Origin of the sequence: Lacticaseibacillus huelsenbergensis (assembly GCF_029726355.1) — a bacterium.
In the GTDB taxonomy this organism is placed as follows: domain Bacteria; phylum Bacillota; class Bacilli; order Lactobacillales; family Lactobacillaceae; genus Lacticaseibacillus; species Lacticaseibacillus casei.
Genome location: NZ_CP120687.1, coordinates 2,654,769 through 2,672,524, shown reverse-complemented (window position 1 = coordinate 2,672,524; position 17,756 = coordinate 2,654,769). Strand labels below are relative to the sequence as shown.

Annotated in this window: 17 protein-coding genes; all 17 read right to left on the bottom strand. The window is 47.2% G+C overall.

Going from position 1 to position 17,756, the window contains the following annotated elements:
* Positions 1-15: 15 nt before the first annotated feature.
* The 17 genes from hslU to LHUE1_RS12265 all read right to left on the bottom strand — a co-directional run bounded on the left by hslU (position 16) and on the right by LHUE1_RS12265 (position 17,665).
* Complete coding sequence (gene hslU, locus LHUE1_RS12345; RefSeq protein ID WP_049169800.1) at positions 16-1,425, bottom strand: ATP-dependent protease ATPase subunit HslU; 1,410 nt, start codon at positions 1,423-1,425, stop codon at positions 16-18.
* Positions 1,426-1,457: 32 nt separating this feature from the next.
* Entirely contained in the window at positions 1,458-1,982 is a 525-nt protein-coding gene (gene hslV, locus LHUE1_RS12340) for an ATP-dependent protease subunit HslV (RefSeq protein ID WP_025013523.1), read from the bottom strand.
* Positions 1,983-2,102: 120 nt separating this feature from the next.
* The gene (xerC, locus tag LHUE1_RS12335; RefSeq protein ID WP_049169799.1) at positions 2,103-2,999 is read right to left on the bottom strand and encodes a tyrosine recombinase XerC; all 897 of its coding nucleotides are present in this window, start codon (positions 2,997-2,999) and stop codon (positions 2,103-2,105) included.
* A 210-nt stretch (positions 3,000-3,209) separates the two neighbouring features.
* Positions 3,210-4,529 carry a methylenetetrahydrofolate--tRNA-(uracil(54)-C(5))-methyltransferase (FADH(2)-oxidizing) TrmFO gene (gene trmFO, locus LHUE1_RS12330; RefSeq protein WP_049169798.1) on the bottom strand — a complete coding sequence of 440 codons (1,320 nt, stop codon included), beginning with the start codon at positions 4,527-4,529 and terminating at the stop codon, positions 3,210-3,212.
* 366 nt (positions 4,530-4,895) lie between these two features.
* Positions 4,896-6,980 carry a type I DNA topoisomerase gene (gene topA / locus LHUE1_RS12325; RefSeq protein ID WP_049169797.1) on the bottom strand — a complete coding sequence of 695 codons (2,085 nt, stop codon included), beginning with the start codon at positions 6,978-6,980 and terminating at the stop codon, positions 4,896-4,898.
* 251 nt (positions 6,981-7,231) lie between these two features.
* The gene (gene dprA, locus LHUE1_RS12320) at positions 7,232-8,047 is read right to left on the bottom strand and encodes a DNA-processing protein DprA (protein ID WP_049169796.1); all 816 of its coding nucleotides are present in this window, start codon (positions 8,045-8,047) and stop codon (positions 7,232-7,234) included.
* 51 nt (positions 8,048-8,098) lie between these two features.
* Positions 8,099-8,857 (bottom strand): ribonuclease HII, encoded by a 759-nt coding sequence (locus tag LHUE1_RS12315; protein ID WP_049169795.1) that lies wholly within the window; start codon positions 8,855-8,857, stop codon positions 8,099-8,101.
* On the bottom strand, positions 8,841-9,701 hold the full coding sequence (gene ylqF, locus LHUE1_RS12310; protein WP_152902734.1) for a ribosome biogenesis GTPase YlqF: 861 nt from the start codon (positions 9,699-9,701) through the stop codon (positions 8,841-8,843). Before ylqF ends, LHUE1_RS12315 begins: the two co-directional genes overlap by 17 nt.
* Before the next feature lie 652 nt (positions 9,702-10,353).
* On the bottom strand, positions 10,354-11,064 hold the full coding sequence (locus LHUE1_RS12305) for a uracil-DNA glycosylase family protein (RefSeq protein WP_049169850.1): 711 nt from the start codon (positions 11,062-11,064) through the stop codon (positions 10,354-10,356).
* Between the two features lie 94 nt (positions 11,065-11,158).
* Complete coding sequence (locus LHUE1_RS12300; RefSeq protein WP_049169794.1) at positions 11,159-11,494, bottom strand: DUF6176 family protein; 336 nt, start codon at positions 11,492-11,494, stop codon at positions 11,159-11,161.
* 93 nt (positions 11,495-11,587) lie between these two features.
* Positions 11,588-12,352, bottom strand: a complete 765-nt coding sequence (locus LHUE1_RS12295; protein WP_049169793.1) for a hypothetical protein — start codon at positions 12,350-12,352, stop codon at positions 11,588-11,590.
* Between the two features lie 295 nt (positions 12,353-12,647).
* Entirely contained in the window at positions 12,648-14,117 is a 1,470-nt protein-coding gene (locus LHUE1_RS12290) for a S41 family peptidase (RefSeq protein ID WP_449273588.1), read from the bottom strand.
* Positions 14,059-14,301: a YozE family protein gene (locus tag LHUE1_RS12285; protein ID WP_049169792.1), complete on the bottom strand. Its 243-nt coding sequence runs from the start codon at positions 14,299-14,301 to the stop codon at positions 14,059-14,061. Before LHUE1_RS12285 ends, LHUE1_RS12290 begins: the two co-directional genes overlap by 59 nt.
* A 2-nt stretch (positions 14,302-14,303) precedes the next feature.
* Complete coding sequence (gene msrA, locus LHUE1_RS12280) at positions 14,304-14,822, bottom strand: peptide-methionine (S)-S-oxide reductase MsrA (RefSeq protein WP_025013418.1); 519 nt, start codon at positions 14,820-14,822, stop codon at positions 14,304-14,306.
* Between the two features lie 24 nt (positions 14,823-14,846).
* The gene (locus tag LHUE1_RS12275; RefSeq protein WP_047106115.1) at positions 14,847-15,488 is read right to left on the bottom strand and encodes a YpmS family protein; all 642 of its coding nucleotides are present in this window, start codon (positions 15,486-15,488) and stop codon (positions 14,847-14,849) included.
* A gap of 5 nt (positions 15,489-15,493) precedes the next feature.
* A complete protein-coding gene (locus LHUE1_RS12270; RefSeq protein WP_277848240.1) occupies positions 15,494-16,339 on the bottom strand; it encodes an SGNH/GDSL hydrolase family protein in 846 nt (281 codons plus the stop codon).
* Positions 16,340-16,822: 483 nt separating this feature from the next.
* Positions 16,823-17,665, bottom strand: a complete 843-nt coding sequence (locus tag LHUE1_RS12265; RefSeq protein ID WP_049169790.1) for a DegV family protein — start codon at positions 17,663-17,665, stop codon at positions 16,823-16,825.
* Positions 17,666-17,756 lie beyond the last annotated feature (91 nt).

Sequence of the window (17,756 nt, the reverse complement as noted above, 5' to 3'; positions counted from 1 at the left end):
TCTCCACGGGTTGCCTTACAAAATATACCGGGTCATGTTCGTATCGGCAGCGATATGGCCGATCTTATCATCGACATACTGCTGGGTCACCGTCACACTGCCCATTGCCATATCCGGACCTTCGTAAAGCACATCTTCCAATAGCTTTTCCAAGATGGTTGCTAACCGCCGCGCGCCGATATTATCGGTATCGTGATTAACCTGCGTGGCAATTTCGGCAATCCGATTAACGGCTTCCTTGGTAAACGTGATTTTCACGCCATCAGCACCGATCAAGGCAATATATTGTTTAATCAACGCATTGTCCGGTTCGGTCAGAATCCGTACGAAGTCTTTTTCGGTCAAATCTTTTAGCTCAACCCTGATCGGGAACCGACCTTGCAATTCGGCAATCAAATCACTCGGTTTGGCTTCAGCAAATGCCCCTGAACCGATGAACAAAATATGATCGGTGTTGATTGGCCCATACTTGGTGTTAATCTGTGAGCCTTCGACGATTGGCAAAATATCGCGTTGAACCCCTTCGCGAGAAACTTCACCACTGGTATGCTTGTCGCCTGCAGCGATTTTATCGATTTCGTCAATAAAGATAATGCCATTGTTTTCGGCACTCTGGATGGCGTCGTGATAAATATCGGCATGGTTGACCAGCTTATCCGACTCTTCTTTAATGAAGATTTCGCGGGCTTCCTTAACGGTCATGGTGCGCTCGACTTTTTTCTTGGGCATTAACGCACCAATCGTATCACTTAAGTCAATCCCCATTTGGCCGTACATATCACTCATGCCGCCGCCTTTTTTCTCGTCGTTGACGGCAACGGTAATTTCCCGATCCTCTAGCAAGCCTTTCTCCAGCTGTTCAGCGACACTCAGGCGTTTGTTCCGAATGTCATCGGTCACTTCGCCACCAGCATCGGCATCGTCAGCAGCAGGTGTCTTGCCGTTTTGCATACCTTGTAACATGTTCATCATTTCAGCCATCGGATTCGAGTTCTTTTCTTTGCGAATCGCTGGTACCAAAATTTTAACGAGGCGTTTGTTGGCTTCCTTTTCGGCGCGAACGCGGACTTTCTTGAACTGTTTTTCTTCTTCCATCGCCACTGCGGTTTCAGCAAGATCACGGACCATGGATTCAACATCCCGACCGACATAGCCGACTTCCGTGAATTTGGTCGCTTCGACTTTAACAAATGGTGCGTCCACAATTTTGGCTAATCGACGGGCGATTTCCGTTTTCCCTACACCGGTTGGCCCAATCATCAACAGGTTCTTCGGCGTGATTTCTTCTTGCATCTTGGGTGACAACTGCATCCGGCGATAGCGATTATACAAGGCAACCGCAACGGCGCGTTTGGCATCGTCCTGACCGATGACATATTGGTCAAGTTTTTCAACGATTTGTTTAGGTGTTTGAACCTCTACCATTTTAAACCTCCTGTGAGCGTGCTCTGGCCTAGTCAGAAACTCTCAACGATAATGTTGTGGTTGGTGAAAATGTCAATGTTACCGGCAATATTAACTGCCTCTTTGGCAATGTCGGCCGGCGTCATGTCAGGCGCATGCCGCAACATCGCAATGGCGGCAGCTTGGGCAAAATTACCGCCTGAGCCGATTGCCACGACATCCTCGTCCGGATCGATGACTTCCCCTGAGCCGGATACAAGCAACAAGTCGTGTTCGTCCATGACGATCATCATCGCTTCGAGCTTTTGCAGCGTTGGATCTTTGCGCCAATCCTGTGCCAGCGCCACTGCGGAACGCCGTAAGTTGCCGGCATAGTGCTCGAGCTTCTTTTCAAACCAATCTTGTAAAGTGAACGCGTCGGCAACGCCACCGGCAAAGCCGATGACAACTTGATCATGATAAATGCGCCGAACTTTTTGGGCGTTGCCTTTCATAATGACTTTTTCGCCCAAGGTAACCTGGCCATCGCCTGCTAAAGCGGTCACGCCATCTTTTCTAACTGCTGCAATTGTTGTCATTGTTATGCTCCTTTTCATTCCCCCTGATGAATTGAAACTCATCAGCGGTGGCGGTTGTTAGCAACCGACCAATAGTCATACTTTAGAAAATTCAAGCACCGATTACATCGTACTTTAGTCTTAATGATGCTTAGGATAATATTTCATATACTCGTTTTTTAAATGGGCCATCGTCACGTGGGTATAGATCTGGGTTGTCGACAGACTCGCATGCCCGAGCAGCTCCTGGACAGTGCGTAGATCTGCTCCGTGATCCAACATGTGGGTAGCAAAGCTATGCCGCAACATGTGGGGATGGATATTGGCAGTCAGGCTCGTCTGTTTAATAAGCTGATCCAGAATGTATTCAATCCCGCGAGCTGTGATCGGCCGACCATACTGGTTGACGAACACCACTCGATGTTGGGTCTGGTGCTTCTGCATCAACGTGTGGCGTCCATCCTTTAGATAAGTTTGTAACGCGCGCTGGGCGTACTGACCAAATGGTACGTAGCGATCCTTATTGCCTTTCCCATGAATCAGTAACAACCCTGTATTAAAGTCCACCTGGTTGAGTGTTAAGTTGGCACACTCGGAAACCCGGATGCCGGTGCCATACAAGACTTCCAGCAATGCCCGATTGCGCTGGTCAAGTGGCGTTTTGCCTTCAACGGTTTTAAACAGTTCCTGAATTTCCGCCTCATAGAAAAACTGCGGCAGGTGATGGTGTTGCTTCTTCAATTCAACTAATTCAAACGGGTTGCGCTTGACCGCATCAATTCGCACCAGATACCGATAAAAGCTACGCAAACTACTAATTTTGCGGGCAATGGAAGTACGAGCCAGTCCCTGTTTATTCAAATCGGTTAAATAAGTCTGAACGTCTAGATCATCTACCTTGTTAAAATCCGTGAACCCGCCATTGGCTTTGAGAAAGGCCTGGAATTCCTGAATGTCTTTTAAATACGCCGTGACGGTTTCTGGTGAATACTGCCGCTCGACCGTTAAGTATTCCTGAAAAGCTGCAATTGGCTTCATCCCGACATCCCTCCGCTTAATAGATTAACATAAAAAGAACGATTGTTGACGTTTTCAGAAGCCAAACATTGATAGGGAGCGGCAATTTTTCGCTCTCCGGACACCAAGATTGCTTAAGCGTTGGCCTTGTTTCATTATAACCGTTCCTTTATGAAGATAACATGACACGACAATGAAAAAATCCCGGTTACCCGAGATCTTTTTTTATTTTTAAAGTTGGTTCACGCGTCTTAATTCAGTTTTAAATGCTGCAAGATCGGTTAAGGCCCGTTCTGCTAATTGCTGGTTACGCTCCTTCTTTTGCCGTACCTTAACTGCTAGTGGCGGCATAATACCAAAATTAGCATTCATCGGCTGAAAATGCCTTGGTGAGGTGTGAGTGATGTAATGTGCCATGGCACCCATTGCCGTTGTTTCCGGAAATACCAGTGGCGGCAAATCTTGCGCCAACCGGGCTGCATTCGTCCCAGCAATTAATCCGCTGGCCGCACTTTCAACGTAGCCTTCAACGCCGGTCATCTGCCCTGCAAAGAAGAGATCCGCGCGCCGCTTAGACGCATACGTCGGCTCAAGGACAGCCGGTGACTTCATGAATGTATTGCGATGCATCACGCCATAGCGGACAATCTGAACATTTTCCAATCCCGGAATCATCCGGAAGACCCGTTTTTGTTCACCCCACTTGAGATGCGTCTGGAAGCCCACGATGTTATACAGGCTCGCTGCCGCGTTATCCTGCCGCAGCTGAACGACCGCATACGGCGTTTTGCCGGTTCGCGGATCCTCCAAGCCAACCGGTTTCAGCGGGCCGAACAGCATCGTCTTAATCCCGCGTTTGGCCATCACTTCAATTGGCATGCACCCCTCAAAGACCGTCATTTTTTCAAAATCGTGGCCTTCCGCAACTTCAGCAGAGATTAATGCCTGATAGAACGCTTGAAATTCTTCCCGGTCCATCGGGCAATTTAAGTAAGCAGCTTCGCCACGATCATAGCGCGACTTTTTATAAACAATGTCGGTATTAATGGTGCTGGCGTCCAAAATCGGCGCGGCAGCATCAAAAAATGATAAGCCAGCTTCACCGTTTAAGGCGACAATAGCATCCGCCAAGCCCGGTGCGGTCAGCGGCCCTGTAGCAACCACTGTCACCCCTTCAGGAAAATCAGTCAGCTCTTCATGAATGACATGAACCCGGGGATGCGCCATGAGTTTCTGGGTCACTAACTGGGAAAATGGCTCGCGGTCAACCGCTAGCGCACCGCCAGCTGGCACGGCGGTCGCATCGGCACTTTGAATAATAATCGAATCTAAGCGCCGCATTTCTTCTTTCAACAGTCCAACCGCGTTCGTAATCTGATTGGCACGCAACGAATTTGTACAGACCAGTTCCGCAAAATTGGCGGTGTGATGCGCCGGGGTCATGGTAACCGGACGCATTTCATATAAATTGACGTCGACACCTGTTTGGGCGATTTGCCAAGCGGCTTCTGAACCGGCTAGGCCAGCGCCAATGACGTTAACAATAGGCATGGTGAATTCCTCCTTTGGTGTGGGGTTTGGGTTGATGGTGGGACGGGGGTTCTTAAAGTTTGTTTGATGTGGGTTTTTGTGATGTTACATTTAACATGTGCTTTATTGGCGCAGAGGCTTGTTTGCCGGGCCTTGGGCGTAGAGAAAGTCTTCTCGTGGGAAAAGTTTTTTGGCCGATGCTGCCGAAAACGCGTTCGCTGGCGCAAAAGTCTGCGTATAAGGACCCTTAGGCGCAATGGCCTAAATCCGGGCCATCACGCCTAAGGCCACTTATACTCCGACTTCTGAGCGCGCCAGCTCACGCTCTTGCCTAGTTTATCAAAAAAACCAGCAGACCCAAAGGATTCGGGCTTGCTGGTTTTGGTTTTATGCTTTTTGTAAAGCTTCCTTGTAATCGTTGTTTGGGCAAACGACTTGGGTGCCGGCTTTGGTTTTCTTTTCGACTAAGAAGTGACCACAGACCGGGCAGTCGCGGCCAACTGGTTTGTCCCAGGAGACAAAGTCACAGTCTGGGTAGCGGGAGCAACCATAAAAGACACGGTTACGCTTGCTCTTGCGTTCGACCACCTGACCCTCGTGACACTTAGGACAAATGACGCCAATTTCTTTGACGATCGCCTTGGTGTTGCGGCAATCCGGGAAGCGCGAGCAGGCGTAAAATTTACCATAACGTCCCATTTTGATGACCATGGGTGCGCCACAGATGTCGCAGTTAAAGCCTGCTGGTTCGTCCTTAATCTGAATCTTTTCGATGCCGGTTTCGGCGTGCGCTACTTCTTTCTCAAACGGCTTGTAGAACTGATCAATAACCTTTACCCAGTTGGCTTCGCCGGTTTCGATGCTGTCTAATTCGGACTCAACATTTGCCGTGAACTTAATATTGACGATATCAGGGAAGAATTCAACGATCAGACTGTTGACGATTTCGCCTAATTCGGTCGGTTCAAAGCGGCGGGCATTGAGCTTGACGTAATAGCGCTTCTGAATGGTTTCAATGGTTGGCGCGTAAGTTGATGGCCGACCGACACCATTTTCTTCCAATGCCTTAACCAGATTCGCTTCCGAATAACGGGCTGGCGGCTGGGTAAAATGCTGCGCCGGATCGGTTTTCAGCATTTTAACGGCATCCCCGACAGCAAGCGGCGGCAAAACATTGTCTTTTTCGTCGTTATCCCGCGAGGATACGTAGAGCTTAGTAAAGCCTTCAAACTTCATCTGACTGCCATTAGCACGGAACGTAACATCATTTTGGTCAAGAGTAACGGCGACGGTGTCGATCACTGCCGGTGTCATTTCACTGGCAACAAATCGGCTCCAAATCAACCGATATAGCTTCATTTGGTCTTTATCCAAAACCGAAGCCAGACTTTCGGGCGTCCGCAACGTACTGGTTGGGCGAATCGCTTCATGGGCGTCTTGAGCCCCTTCCTGAAGTTTGCCTTGACGGATTTTAACGGCGGCATAAGCTTCGCCGTACTTTTCGTGCAGATAGTGGCTGGTCTCGGTTTTGGCGACATTCGAAACACGAGTGGAGTCAGTACGCATATACGTAATCAACCCGACCGTGCCTAACTTGCCGCCTAAATTAATACCTTCGTACAGCTGTTGGGCCAACATCATGGTTTTCCGGGTTCGGAAACCCAGCTTACGGTTGGCTTCCTGTTGCAAGGTACTGGTGGTAAACGGCGGTGCCGGAAAACGCTTGCGCTCTTTCTTAACTACTTTGGTCACGTTAAACGGCTTGGTTTTATCGACCTGGCTTAAGACTTTTTGAACAGCCTCATTATTTTTTAAGGCCTGTTTCTTGTTCTTGATGCCGTAAAAACTGGCTGTAAACTTTTTGCTGCGGCCTTTCTGGAACTCTGCATCCAGTGACCAATACTCTTCAGGAATGAAATTCTTGATTTCATTTTCGCGATCAATGATCAGTTTTAATGCAACGCTCTGAACTCGGCCGGCACTTAAGCCTTTTTTGACCTTCTTCCACAGCAACGGACTGATGGAATAGCCTACAAGCCGATCGAGAATCCGCCGGGCCTGCTGGGCATCGACGAGATCCATATCAATTCCGCGTGGCGCCTTAAACGCGTTTTTAACTGCGTCTTTGGTGATTTCGTTAAAGACGACACGATTTTTGGCTTGGGGATCCAAACCGAGAATATGACTGACATGCCACGCAATGGCTTCTCCTTCACGATCCGGATCGGCTGCGAGATAAACGCGGCTAGCTTTTTTAGCGTCTTTCTTTAAGGATTTAATGACATCGCCTTTACCACGAATCGAAATGTACCGAGGTTCGTAGTTGTTTTCAACATCAACACCCATTTGACTCTTAGGTAAATCACGAATATGCCCTAAACTAGCAACAACTTTATAGGTGCGGCCAAGATATTTTTCAATGGTCTTGGCTTTGGCTGGCGATTCAACAATGACTAACTTCTTGTCGGCCATGAACGCGCTCCTTCCGGTGGCATTGCTACAACAGCAAGCCCTGATTAATTTGTGCGGGCTGACGGGTTACCGTCAGTGCTTCATGATTCAGTAGGTTACTACGATCGGTCACAGTGGCGCAATACACTTCCGCCTAAAACCATCCGATCACGCCTGCTGGCTCAAAACAGTTGCTATCATAAGCTAGTCATTTTGCTCTTGTCAAATCAAATGAAAATTTTCCTACTATAGAGAGGGCACTTTTTGGCACTTCACGGGTAATAATGCAGGTTCTCGATCAACGTATCCGGACCGGTCACAATTGCCGCGCCCGCTTGAATTAGTGCATTGGTTCCCGCGCCTAAACGCTCGCCAAAACGATTAGGTAACGCAAAAACTTCACGATTATGCTGCAAGGCATAATTTGCCGTGATCAGACTGCCGCTTTTGATTTCCGCTTCAGTGACCATCACCCCATGCGCCAACCCGGCAATAATTCGATTACGTGCCACAAATTGGAACCGTTGCGGAGCTGTTCCGGGCGGGTACTCGCTCACAATCAACCCAGCGCGGCCGATCCGTTCCTGCAGCAAACGATGCTTAGCCGGATAGACCTGATCAATACCGTTAGCGATCACCGCAATCGTCGGCAAACCAGCTGTGAGTGCCGCCTCATGGGCCGTGCTGTCGGCGCCGGTTGCCAAGCCGCTTGCAATCGTCATCATCGGCAGTTGCGGGAATAATTGCGCTAAGGCGGCCGCTGAATAACCGGTAGCCTTGCGCGAACCAACAACACCCAATGTCAATTGTTGAAGCAACTTTATCTGACCGCGATAAAAAAGCACCAGTGGCGGCTGGGGAATTTCACGCAACCGTGGTGGATAAGCAGCATCGACATAAGTGACGTAAGCTGACTGCCGCGCTACCGCCAATAATGGTTCCGCCGACTGAATCATTTTCTTGTCAAGTTCGCGTTGAAATGCTGTTAAATCGGTTTTGGCACGAATAGCTTCTTCCAAAGCGACCGCCAAGCGCGGATTCTGATGGGTTACTAGATGCCAAGTTAATAAAAAGTCACGTAATGTCATGCCAGAAGTTCCTCCTGTCAATACATTACGCGGCTTAACGACAATCACACCTTAGGAGTTTAAACAATCACGCACTGGCCCAAAACTTCGCCGATGAATCGGCGTGACGCCATGAGCAGCCAGACCTGCTAAGTGTGCTTTCGTACCGTAACCCATGTTGTGTTTAAAATCATAACCAGGATAAACTTGATCGTACATCACCATCAGCCGATCCCGAATCACTTTCGCAACAATACTAGCCGAGGCGATGCTAATACTATTGGCGTCGCCTTTTATCAACCGTTCTTGTGGCAAATCGACCGGCACATGCATCGCGTCTACCAGCAAAAACTCCGGCGCAACGCGTAAATGACTCACCGCCTTTGCCATCGCAAGTTCAGTCGCGTGGTAAATATTCTCCCGATCAATTTCGCGATTGTCAGCGACGCCAATGCCAACCGCGATGGCCTCCGTCAAAATGTGCGGGTACAACACGTTGCGTTCATGTGCTGTTAGTTGCTTCGAATCATTCACTGGCCATCGAAAATGATGCGGCAGGATGACCGCCGCCGTCACAACTGGGCCAGCCAGCGGTCCCCGCCCTACTTCGTCTAACCCAGCAACATACTGGTACGTTCCCCATAACTGGCGCTCATACCTGCTGCGATATTTCAGCGCCACCGCCTCGGCAGCGCGATGGTCCTCACGCCGTTGATAAGCCGCCAGTAATTTGCCCGCACCAATGCGACTATCATTTTTGAGCGCCGTTAAGATCGCGGGATCGACATGATCTGCTTGCAAAAGCGCCTTATACTCACTCAGTGTCGGCATCAGTCTCACCAGGCTTTTCCAAGGTAAAGCGGCCTAATTTCCCCTGCCGTGCATCGAAAATTAACCGTTCCGCCATTCGATTGAATTCCTCTCCGAATCCCTGCGTTTTTGTCAGCTTCACCAGTAAGTCATGTGGTGCTGCTTGCAAGTCCGTATCAGTGAGATGGTAAGCTTTTTTCAGGGCGTCCGGGTAATTTGCCATAAAATAAGTTAAGCCATATAAACCGACCACATCTTCTTGGAATACAGCGTCGGCAATCGCACCGGTAAACGCCAGACGCATCCCGATCGTCTGTGAGGCGAACTTGGGCCACAAAATCCCAGGGGTATCCAGCAACTGAAAATTATCACTCGCCTTTAACCACTGTTGATTCTTGGTCACACCGGGCTTGTTACCAGTTACCGCAATATTACGATGAACCAGCCGATTCAGTACCGTCGACTTGCCAACGTTAGGGATACCAATACACATCGCCTTAATCATGGGATTACGAATCCCGCGCGCCTTCTTCCGGGCAATTTTCTCTGCCATCAATTTGGTGGCCAACTGCGGAATTTGCTGCAGTCGTTTGGCATGTTGCGCATCAATCGCAATTGCGGCAAAACCTTGATCTTGATAGTATTGCACCCATTCACGTGTCAGGGCCGGATCCGCCAAATCTTGCTTATTGAGGATCACCATGCGCGGCTTTTCGCCAATTATCTCATCTAACATTGGGTTGCGCGATGATTCAGGTGTACGCGCGTCAACGACCTCAAGAATGAGATCGACTTGTTTTATTTTTTCCTGTACTTGTTTACGGGCCTTCGCCATGTGGCCCGGGAACCATTGAATTGCCAAAATTTTCAGACTCCTTATGGGCAAAATACTTGTTTATATCTGAGTTATATAGAGCTTGTTTAAAGCTTGATTTTGAAAGTTACCGATGCTTATGTTACACGAGAAAACAGGTACTGCCAATGCGATTCAGAACACTGCATCACTCAAATCAAATTATTCCCGATCTTTTTTACAACCAGTGAATTCCATGATACAATTTCTATAGTTGAATAGAGGCCACCGAGTTGCGCCTCGATGGCCTCAAGCGCAGTTCAGAAGACTGGGTCAAAGCTAGTTCTTACGAGCTGGCTTTTTTAGTATCTGGCGAGCCTTGACGTAATTGAGATACGCCTTGGACAAGATCCAGACAGCGATGGCAAAATCAACCATCGCGAACCCTCCAGTCACTCCGATTTTGCATTGACCTCACCTCCGCCTTCAGATAATAGTTGAGGGGTGATGTCTTGCAAAACTGCTGGGCTAGATCTCTTTCGGGAGCTACCCTTATGATGCTAGCTTATCGTTAGTATAGCAAACCACTTAGATATAGCATAGACTTTGAGCCTAAGTTTAGTGGGATTCAGATAAAAAAGGGCTTACTTCAATCCAGAACAAGATGACTCTTTTTTTCCTAAAAGTTTGTCCGAATCGTCGAATAGCCATAACGCTTGTGTCGTCAAGTTCTACTTAATGCTGAAATATATTTTCCCATATAAAAGTCCTTGTTTCTGGAATTATATTGCATAATATAGCGTGGGTGTTCAAGTGGAACAATCGATTCAAAGAAGTGTTCTTTCTGATTGATTTCATTTAATGCTTTATAGTTCTCGCCACTTCCAATGCAATAGCAAACTTCCGTATTCACCCCAAACTTAATCTGAGTTCGCAGTGAATTCACAATAAATGGTAACAGCTCTCGCTGAAGGCGCCGGTTCTCATAATAATTGCAATTGACTTCATTGCCCTTTTCATTTATTTTGATCAATCCTAGAGGGCACACAAAACTTAGGAAAAAGTCTTTGTAAAATTTATCCTTACCACCGTACTTGTCCATAACGCCGTATAAGAAGCTTGATGAGCCTCGATTAACTCGAAATTCATTAACTGTAATACCGGTCTCCTTTTTAAGCTCATCTTCATCTTCAAAAGGCACGCCGGTTATCGCTGTTCCTCGGCGTGCAGGTGAACTTCCAAGTATCAAGCGCCGCGGCTTGGTGTCATTAAAATACCTTTTGTAAAATGTCGTCACTGTCTTATTGACGGCATTTTTTTGAGCACCGCTAAAGGGATTGACTATGCGATAGTTTCTGGGCAAATCAATTGAGACATGCTTGAGGCTTTCACTAAATGCCAATACTTTGTTGGCAAAGGTTTCCTGTTGATCCATCTGTCTTTCTCTCCCCTTGGTACTCATCAGGGCAACGAGTTGTCTCTTCACCATAAACAAAGTTCTTTAAAAATATGATAAACCCAAAGGCTATTCACTTACCTATCAGGTTCGGATTAACAAATTCATTTTCCAGCCGAAACTTCATGCTTGGAATGGATTCATCAATACATTCATGCCAAAAAGCGACATGAACCTTATCAATCGAATTGGGACTCTCTGTGACATCCGGACTAGGGGCGGTTTGTTCAGAATACCAGCATAGGTACATCCGATCATTAAACGAGAGCGAAAAGATTCGTTCAACGGTGATGTGTTCGGGCACCAAGGTTGCATTAACAGTCTCTTGATGACTTTTCAAGAAAGCCATCCATTCTTGGGCACGCGCAATTTTGTCAGGATGGACAGCAAATCCTTCTAATTCAATCAATGTTGTTCACTCCTCCACTGTTTTCCATACGATATAGGAAAAAGCCTATACTCGCAAGGCTTTCTCCAAAGATGTTACTTATGCAAGTGATCACTACTCAAAAATCCTGATCTTCTTCTCCAAAGTCAAATCAAAATTTAAAAATCTGTTTCTTACTGATTTTGAATTGACTCTAAATCCTAAACTGTAAAAACTTCGATAATCGTTTAGAAAATAGGTATCTAGTAACCGACTTTTATTTAGTTGCCTTTGCAAAGAGGCAATCGTTGGGGCGGCGTTAATACGAATACCTGGAGTCATTAATCTCACCAAAATAATACCTATTTGGTTTAACTTCGCAAATTTTGCTACTACGCAAGCCATTTGTTTTACCATCTTATCGCGCTCTTCTAAGGAGACTTCAGAATCTCTCCTGTCTACATCAAAATCTATGATTTGAAGAACTCGCACTGAATACTTTGACGCAGTATGGAAATTTCCAGAAAAACTGACTCGCCGATTACTTGCATACTTTGTTTCTAAATTAAGTGCATTTCCCTGAGAATAGGGGCTTAGTTTTAATTTGATTTTTTCTTCTTCAGCCAACTTTCTTAAGCTGTCGAGTCTCTTGGAATCAAATTCCCAGTGAGATCTAAATGACTGCTCAGAAGTAAATATTTCGTAAAATGGCAGCCCCAGCGTTCTGGCCAGAGGCACTGCGGTCTGAAGTGTAACGTTTAAATTACGATTTTTTTGTAATGCTGCAATTCTTGATCGAGATACACCTGAAAAGATGCTTAAAGAATTGACTGAAAAATGACAACGTTCCATTGCTTCTGCAAGATTATTTTTTATAACAATACCTTTTGCTTTTGTCATGGCATTCACTCCTTTTATTTCAAGCTTATCCAATGTCGTTTAGAAAGAAAATCCCTGTTTTTTAAATGTGCATATGTTACCTCTTGAGCAAGTTCTATCAATAGCTGATTTATCAGCGTTTTTGAAAGCATTCCCTCATTAGGTTATTTTTTTATTTGAAAAATACTAATTTTAGAAATTTGAGGTCATATCAATACGCACCAGTCTGTTTTTTAATTTTTAAAATTAAAAATCTTTACAAAAAATACGCCCACACCTTTAAGGCATGCGCGCATTTAAACAACTTCAATCTAACTTACTTCGTGACTTCCTGCACCGCAGCTTTCACCATCGGATCATCTTTCGTCAGCTGATCACTCAACTTCTGGGCAAGAGCTGCCAAGGTTTCCTGATCGGCTGTGCCGGTTGCGTCGAGTTTGTTGGCTTGCTGGAAGGATTTGACGGCAGCTTGAGTCTCATCGTCGTATTGACTGTTAACGTTAACTGAACCAACTTTCAAAGCCGTCAACATTTGCTGCAGGGATTTCACATCGCTACCTTTGTCGCCAGGCTTGAGCTGGGTCGCATTGATTAACGTGATTTTGGCCGCAGCCGGATAGTCAACCTTCACGTCAGGCGTTAAGCCTTTGTGGTTGATCCAGGTGCCGTTTGGTGTAAGCCATTTGGCAACTGTCAGCTTGAGCTCCTTATTGCTGCCCATTTCGCCGACATTTTGAACGGTGCCTTTACCAAAACTCTTCTCACCGACTAACGGAATATTGCGGTTTTGGTGCAATGCAGCCGCCGTGATTTCGCTGGCCGAAGCTGAATTGCCATCAATCAGCACCGCGGTTTTCTCGGTAATCTTAAAGCCGCCATCAAGCTTCTTGCCAGCTTTGTAGACCTCTTTGGCGCCGTTACGGTCTTCGATTTGCATCACGGTTTGCCCGTTCTTGGAAAACATCGAACTGATCGACAAAGCCGCTGTCATCATGCCACCGGGGTTTTGACGCAGGTCGAGCACAAAGGACTTCGCGCCTTCTTTACGCAATTTTTTAACGGTCGCTTTGAATTGCTTCACAGTCGGTTCACTGAAACTGGAGATCGTGATGACACCAACCTGCTTGTTTTCCGGCGCAAGCTTACCAGTCACCGTATCAACCGTAATCTTCTTGCGCTTCATGGAAAATGTTGCCTGCTTGTTGCCGCGCTTGACCGTCACTGCAACGGTCGTCCCGATTTTACCGCGAATTTTGTCAACCGCTTGCGTGACCGTCTTTTTGGCGACATCTTTCCCGTCAACTTTGAGCAGGACATCGCCCACCTGCATGCCGGCTTTTTTGGCTGGCGTGCCTGGCAAAATGCTGGCAATCGACAGACTGTCGTGATTTTGTTGAATCGTGGCGCCAATTCCGCCAAACGAAGCAGAGATGGTGTCGTCAAGGTCGGTTTTGTCATTGTTTTGCAAATAGACCGAGTAAGGGTCGTCAAGCGTCCCCAACATCCCCTTGATCGCCCCGTCTGTCAGCTTGGTCGTGTTCACCTTTTTGTAGTAATTGTTGGTGACTGTTTCGTACGCGGAAACGACAGGTGCCAATGCCTTAGGAACGCCGGTTTTCAGCACGCTTTGTTGGGCCTGCTGATACGACAAGGCATAGCCGCCTACTGCACCGCCGCCAAGCGCAACTACAAAGATCAAAATGACCGCCCACAGTGGAACCTTGTGTTTATTGATTGGAATCGCCTCCTGTGCTTTCGCTGGCCAGATAGTCGTGGTACGTTTCATCAAAAATCGCCAGTGTCGGCAGATAATTACCGTTTAATTCCAGGTAATCACTTAGCCGATGGTAATCTTTCTCCTGTTTCGGAAAACTTTGATCCAGAAAAGCGTTCTTGGCAAACTCGGCAATTTCCCCATGGTCATTGGGATTGCGCAATGTCATGAGATATTCGTAAAAAGTCCGATGCATGATTAGTCCTTCCAGTTTTTGTCAATAAAAGCTTGGCGTTGTGCATGTTCCATTGCGTACCGCCGCGGATTCTTGGCGTAAAATTGCTGATGCTCCGGTTCGGCCGGATAAAACGGCTTGGCCGGTTCAATCTGCGTCACAATTGGGTCGGTGAAGCGTCCGCTGGCTTCTAACGCCGCCTTCGACGCTTCAGCTGCTTTGCGTTGCGCTTCGTCTTTCACGAAAATAACCGGCCGATAATTGTCGCCACGATCCTGAAACTGTCCCATGGCATCGGTCGGGTCGGTTTGTTGCCAATAGATCCCCAGCAATGTCGGGTAATCAATAACGTCTGCATCAAAAGTGATCTCAACGGCTTCGGTATGGCCGGTCGTATGCGAAGATACCTGTTCATAAGTTGGATTAGGCACATGCCCACCGGTATAGCCGGAAACCACATTTAAAATGCCGGGTTGTTCCTCGAACGGTTCAACCATGCACCAAAAACACCCGCCGGCAAAAATAGCAGTTTCTTTTTTCATGTTTCATCAGCCTCTTTCTAATGGTTACGGCTCGTCAGGCAGATAAACCGCAAATTCAAGATCATCATTGGTGAGATCCAATTTGGTGGCCTTTAGTGTCATCCCATTTTGAAGTTTAAATTGGCTCAATTTTAGCACAACAGTTCCGGCCTTACTATTCAGACTTACCCAACGCGGGATTTTATAACTATTACCGATATAACTCATGACAAAACTAATCGGCACCGGTAACGCACCGACATTCAGATCCTTCGCTTTGAGCAGCACGTCGCCATTTTTCAGAACCAACGGATCGAACGTTAACTGAAATTTAACGGAATTGCCAAGGAATTTGAACTTACCGCTTAACGCAGCCTCGTTCGTACCCAGCGTCACCGCATATTTGACGTTGCTGTCACGCAGATAATTTTTTAAATAGTGGGCCATGATGCGATTGGCACTGGCTTTGGTGAGCTTCACGGTGAAAACCGGTTCATTCGTGGTCGTGGCGGTTTTAGCGGTTGTGTTGATGTTCACCGGTGTCAAAATTGTCTTCGTGAACCAGATACCGGTTCCCAGCAGTAACCCGACCAGCACAAGCAATAACCATTTCCACCAGTTAATCCCGGTTCTGATTTTTTTGGGCTGCGGCGTGTTTCGCTGACGTGATCGTTTCTTTGCTTCCATCCTACCTACTCCCACTCTTTCTTCGTTGCCTGTATTTGTTTCATAAGCTGCTTCGTCATCTGCGCATAGCCAGCATTATTGGGATGAAAATGATCCTGAGAGAAAATAAGCGGATTACCTTCGCCGGAAGTTGCTTCTTTGAGCGCTTCTTTAGCCGAAGCCTTGTTTGCCGCAGTGTCTCCGCTCGACAAAACACTGTCAATATCAACGTAGTAAACGTCCTTAAACTGATGCAATGTTTTTTGAGTGGCTTGATTCCACGCGGTGACGCTATTGGTCATGGCCGTCATTTTTGGAAAATAAACGTAAAATGGGTTGTAAATGCCGAAAACGTAAATCGGCGCGGATGGGTTTTCCTTGCGAATCGTGGTAAGCAGCGTTGTCAAGCGTTTCTGAAACGCAGCACTGCCTGCCGTGATCTGCTTTTCGGACAACGTCAAAAAGTGCTTTTGGAGGACATGCATTAAATCATTTCCGCCGGCAGTCACGGTAATGATATTGGCGCGTTTCAGGTCAGCACGGATCTTGGCTTGTTTGTTGATGCGGTTGAGAATTTGCGTGCTAGTGTCGCCGCTGACCCCGTAATTTTTCGTCGTAACCTGATATTGGCCGGTTGCTTCTAAATCACTTTTTGTTAAACCGACATAACCGCCATTATTGGTTGCGTCGCCGACACCATAAGTTAACGAATCGCCAACCGCCGTCAGTTGGATTTGCTTAGGCGTGCTCGAGGCAACTTTAACCTCACTAGGGTCGGTTGCCGGCCCAAACAGCTGCCACCCGCCAAACGCCAGCAGGCAGGCAATCAGCACGACGCTACAAGCTATAAAAATATTTTTTAATTTAGCCATATTGCCTCCCATGAACGCATGTGTTGTTAGTCATAATAGATTATTGTACTTGACCGCGGGTGAATAAACAAAGGTGAATGCTTTTTAACGGGTTTTTATGGTATCGATACCAGTTGGTTTGCTGGTTTTGTTAGTTGGGTTAAGTCAGAGGTGTTCTATTGCGGGCAAAAGTGTAGCGGGCTTTCGCGTTCTATAACGCGTTCACCAGCCCAGAAACCTCCACATAAGGACCTTGGTCGCAATAGCCTGAGCTGTGTTAAGGATGGCGGCGTTCTATTGCTGGCAATATTCAAATTGACTTACGCATTCTATAACGCGCTCGCAGTCGCAGAAATCGGAGTGTAAGGACCTCAGACCTAAATGGCCAAAACCCAGCCATTTAGGTCTGAGGCCACTTACACTCCGATTTCTAAGCGCTCCTGCTCGCGCTCAAACAAAAAAGGCCAACGCCTCCGCGCCGGCCGATTGAAGTTTATTTAAAATTTAATCAACGTAATAAATGATCGCAAGGGCACCGGGGCCGGTGTGGGTTGCGATGACCGGATCGGTTGGCCGCACCAGAACCGGGACGCTTGGTAAGACTTCCGCAATGCGGCGGCCGACGTTTTCACCTAACTCAGTTGCGCCTGCGGTTGAAATGCCGACACTTTTGATATTCGGCATTTTAGCCATTTGACTGATCGTTTCGGTAATGAAGTTATTAATGGTCTTCATGCCGCGGCCTTTGCGTAGTGCCGACAGCTCTCCGTCCTTCAACTGCAAAACAACTTTGATATTCAAGAAAGACGAAATCAAACCGGAAACACGACTAATTCGTCCGCCTTTAACCAAGTTGTCCAAACTTGTAACCCCTAAAACCAACGTTGTGTTGTCGCGGATTTGCTTGATTTTATTAAGAATCGTTTGAAGATCCTTACCGGCCTCTGCCATTTCCGCAGCTGCCAAAACCTGAAATGCCAGCCCGCGATCCGTCGATAACGAATCAACGACCGTCACCTTACCTTTTGCAAGTTGCGCGGCCTGCCGTGCTGAGTTAACGGTGCCACTAAGCGTTTCCGTCATATGAATCGCCAGTACCTGGCTCCCATCGGCGGTCAACTTATCGAAAACATCCGTAAAAGTGCCGATTGCCGGCTGGGATGTCTTTGGCAGATTATGCGCCGCCGCCATTTCATCCATAAAGTCTTCGCGGGTGATCGTTTCACCGTCAATGTAAACCGTATTGTCAATCATAATAGTCAACGGAACAACCGTAATATGGTACTTGCTGATCTCTTCTGGAGTCAGTTGAACGGAGGAATCCGTGACGATCTTGATATTTGCCATGTCTGAGCCACGCTTTCTGTTAGGTTCGTCTACCGTCATATTATAGCAAACTCCCTAACCAATGTCAGTATACATTACCTAGTTATCATAA

Bases quoted from the DNA above. Each gene is read 5' to 3' on its own strand.
- hslU (WP_049169800.1), bottom strand. From the start codon at position 1,425: ATGGTAGAGGTTCAAACACCTAAACAAATCGTTGAAAAACTTGACCAA.
- hslV (WP_025013523.1), bottom strand. From the start codon at position 1,982: ATGACAACAATTGCAGCAGTTAGAAAAGATGGCGTGACCGCTTTAGCA.
- xerC (WP_049169799.1), bottom strand. From the start codon at position 2,999: ATGAAGCCAATTGCAGCTTTTCAGGAATACTTAACGGTCGAGCGGCAG.
- trmFO (WP_049169798.1), bottom strand. From the start codon at position 4,529: ATGCCTATTGTTAACGTCATTGGCGCTGGCCTAGCCGGTTCAGAAGCC.
- topA (WP_049169797.1), bottom strand. From the start codon at position 6,980: ATGGCCGACAAGAAGTTAGTCATTGTTGAATCGCCAGCCAAAGCCAAG.
- dprA (WP_049169796.1), bottom strand. From the start codon at position 8,047: ATGACATTACGTGACTTTTTATTAACTTGGCATCTAGTAACCCATCAG.
- LHUE1_RS12315 (WP_049169795.1), bottom strand. From the start codon at position 8,857: ATGCCGACACTGAGTGAGTATAAGGCGCTTTTGCAAGCAGATCATGTC.
- LHUE1_RS12305 (WP_049169850.1), bottom strand. From the start codon at position 11,064: ATGGATCAACAGGAAACCTTTGCCAACAAAGTATTGGCATTTAGTGAA.
- LHUE1_RS12295 (WP_049169793.1), bottom strand. From the start codon at position 12,352: ATGACAAAAGCAAAAGGTATTGTTATAAAAAATAATCTTGCAGAAGCA.
- LHUE1_RS12290 (WP_449273588.1), bottom strand. From the start codon at position 14,117: ATGAAACGTACCACGACTATCTGGCCAGCGAAAGCACAGGAGGCGATT.
- LHUE1_RS12285 (WP_049169792.1), bottom strand. From the start codon at position 14,301: ATGCATCGGACTTTTTACGAATATCTCATGACATTGCGCAATCCCAAT.
- msrA (WP_025013418.1), bottom strand. From the start codon at position 14,822: ATGAAAAAAGAAACTGCTATTTTTGCCGGCGGGTGTTTTTGGTGCATG.
- LHUE1_RS12275 (WP_047106115.1), bottom strand. From the start codon at position 15,488: ATGGAAGCAAAGAAACGATCACGTCAGCGAAACACGCCGCAGCCCAAA.
- LHUE1_RS12270 (WP_277848240.1), bottom strand. From the start codon at position 16,339: ATGGCTAAATTAAAAAATATTTTTATAGCTTGTAGCGTCGTGCTGATT.
- LHUE1_RS12265 (WP_049169790.1), bottom strand. From the start codon at position 17,665: ATGGCAAATATCAAGATCGTCACGGATTCCTCCGTTCAACTGACTCCA.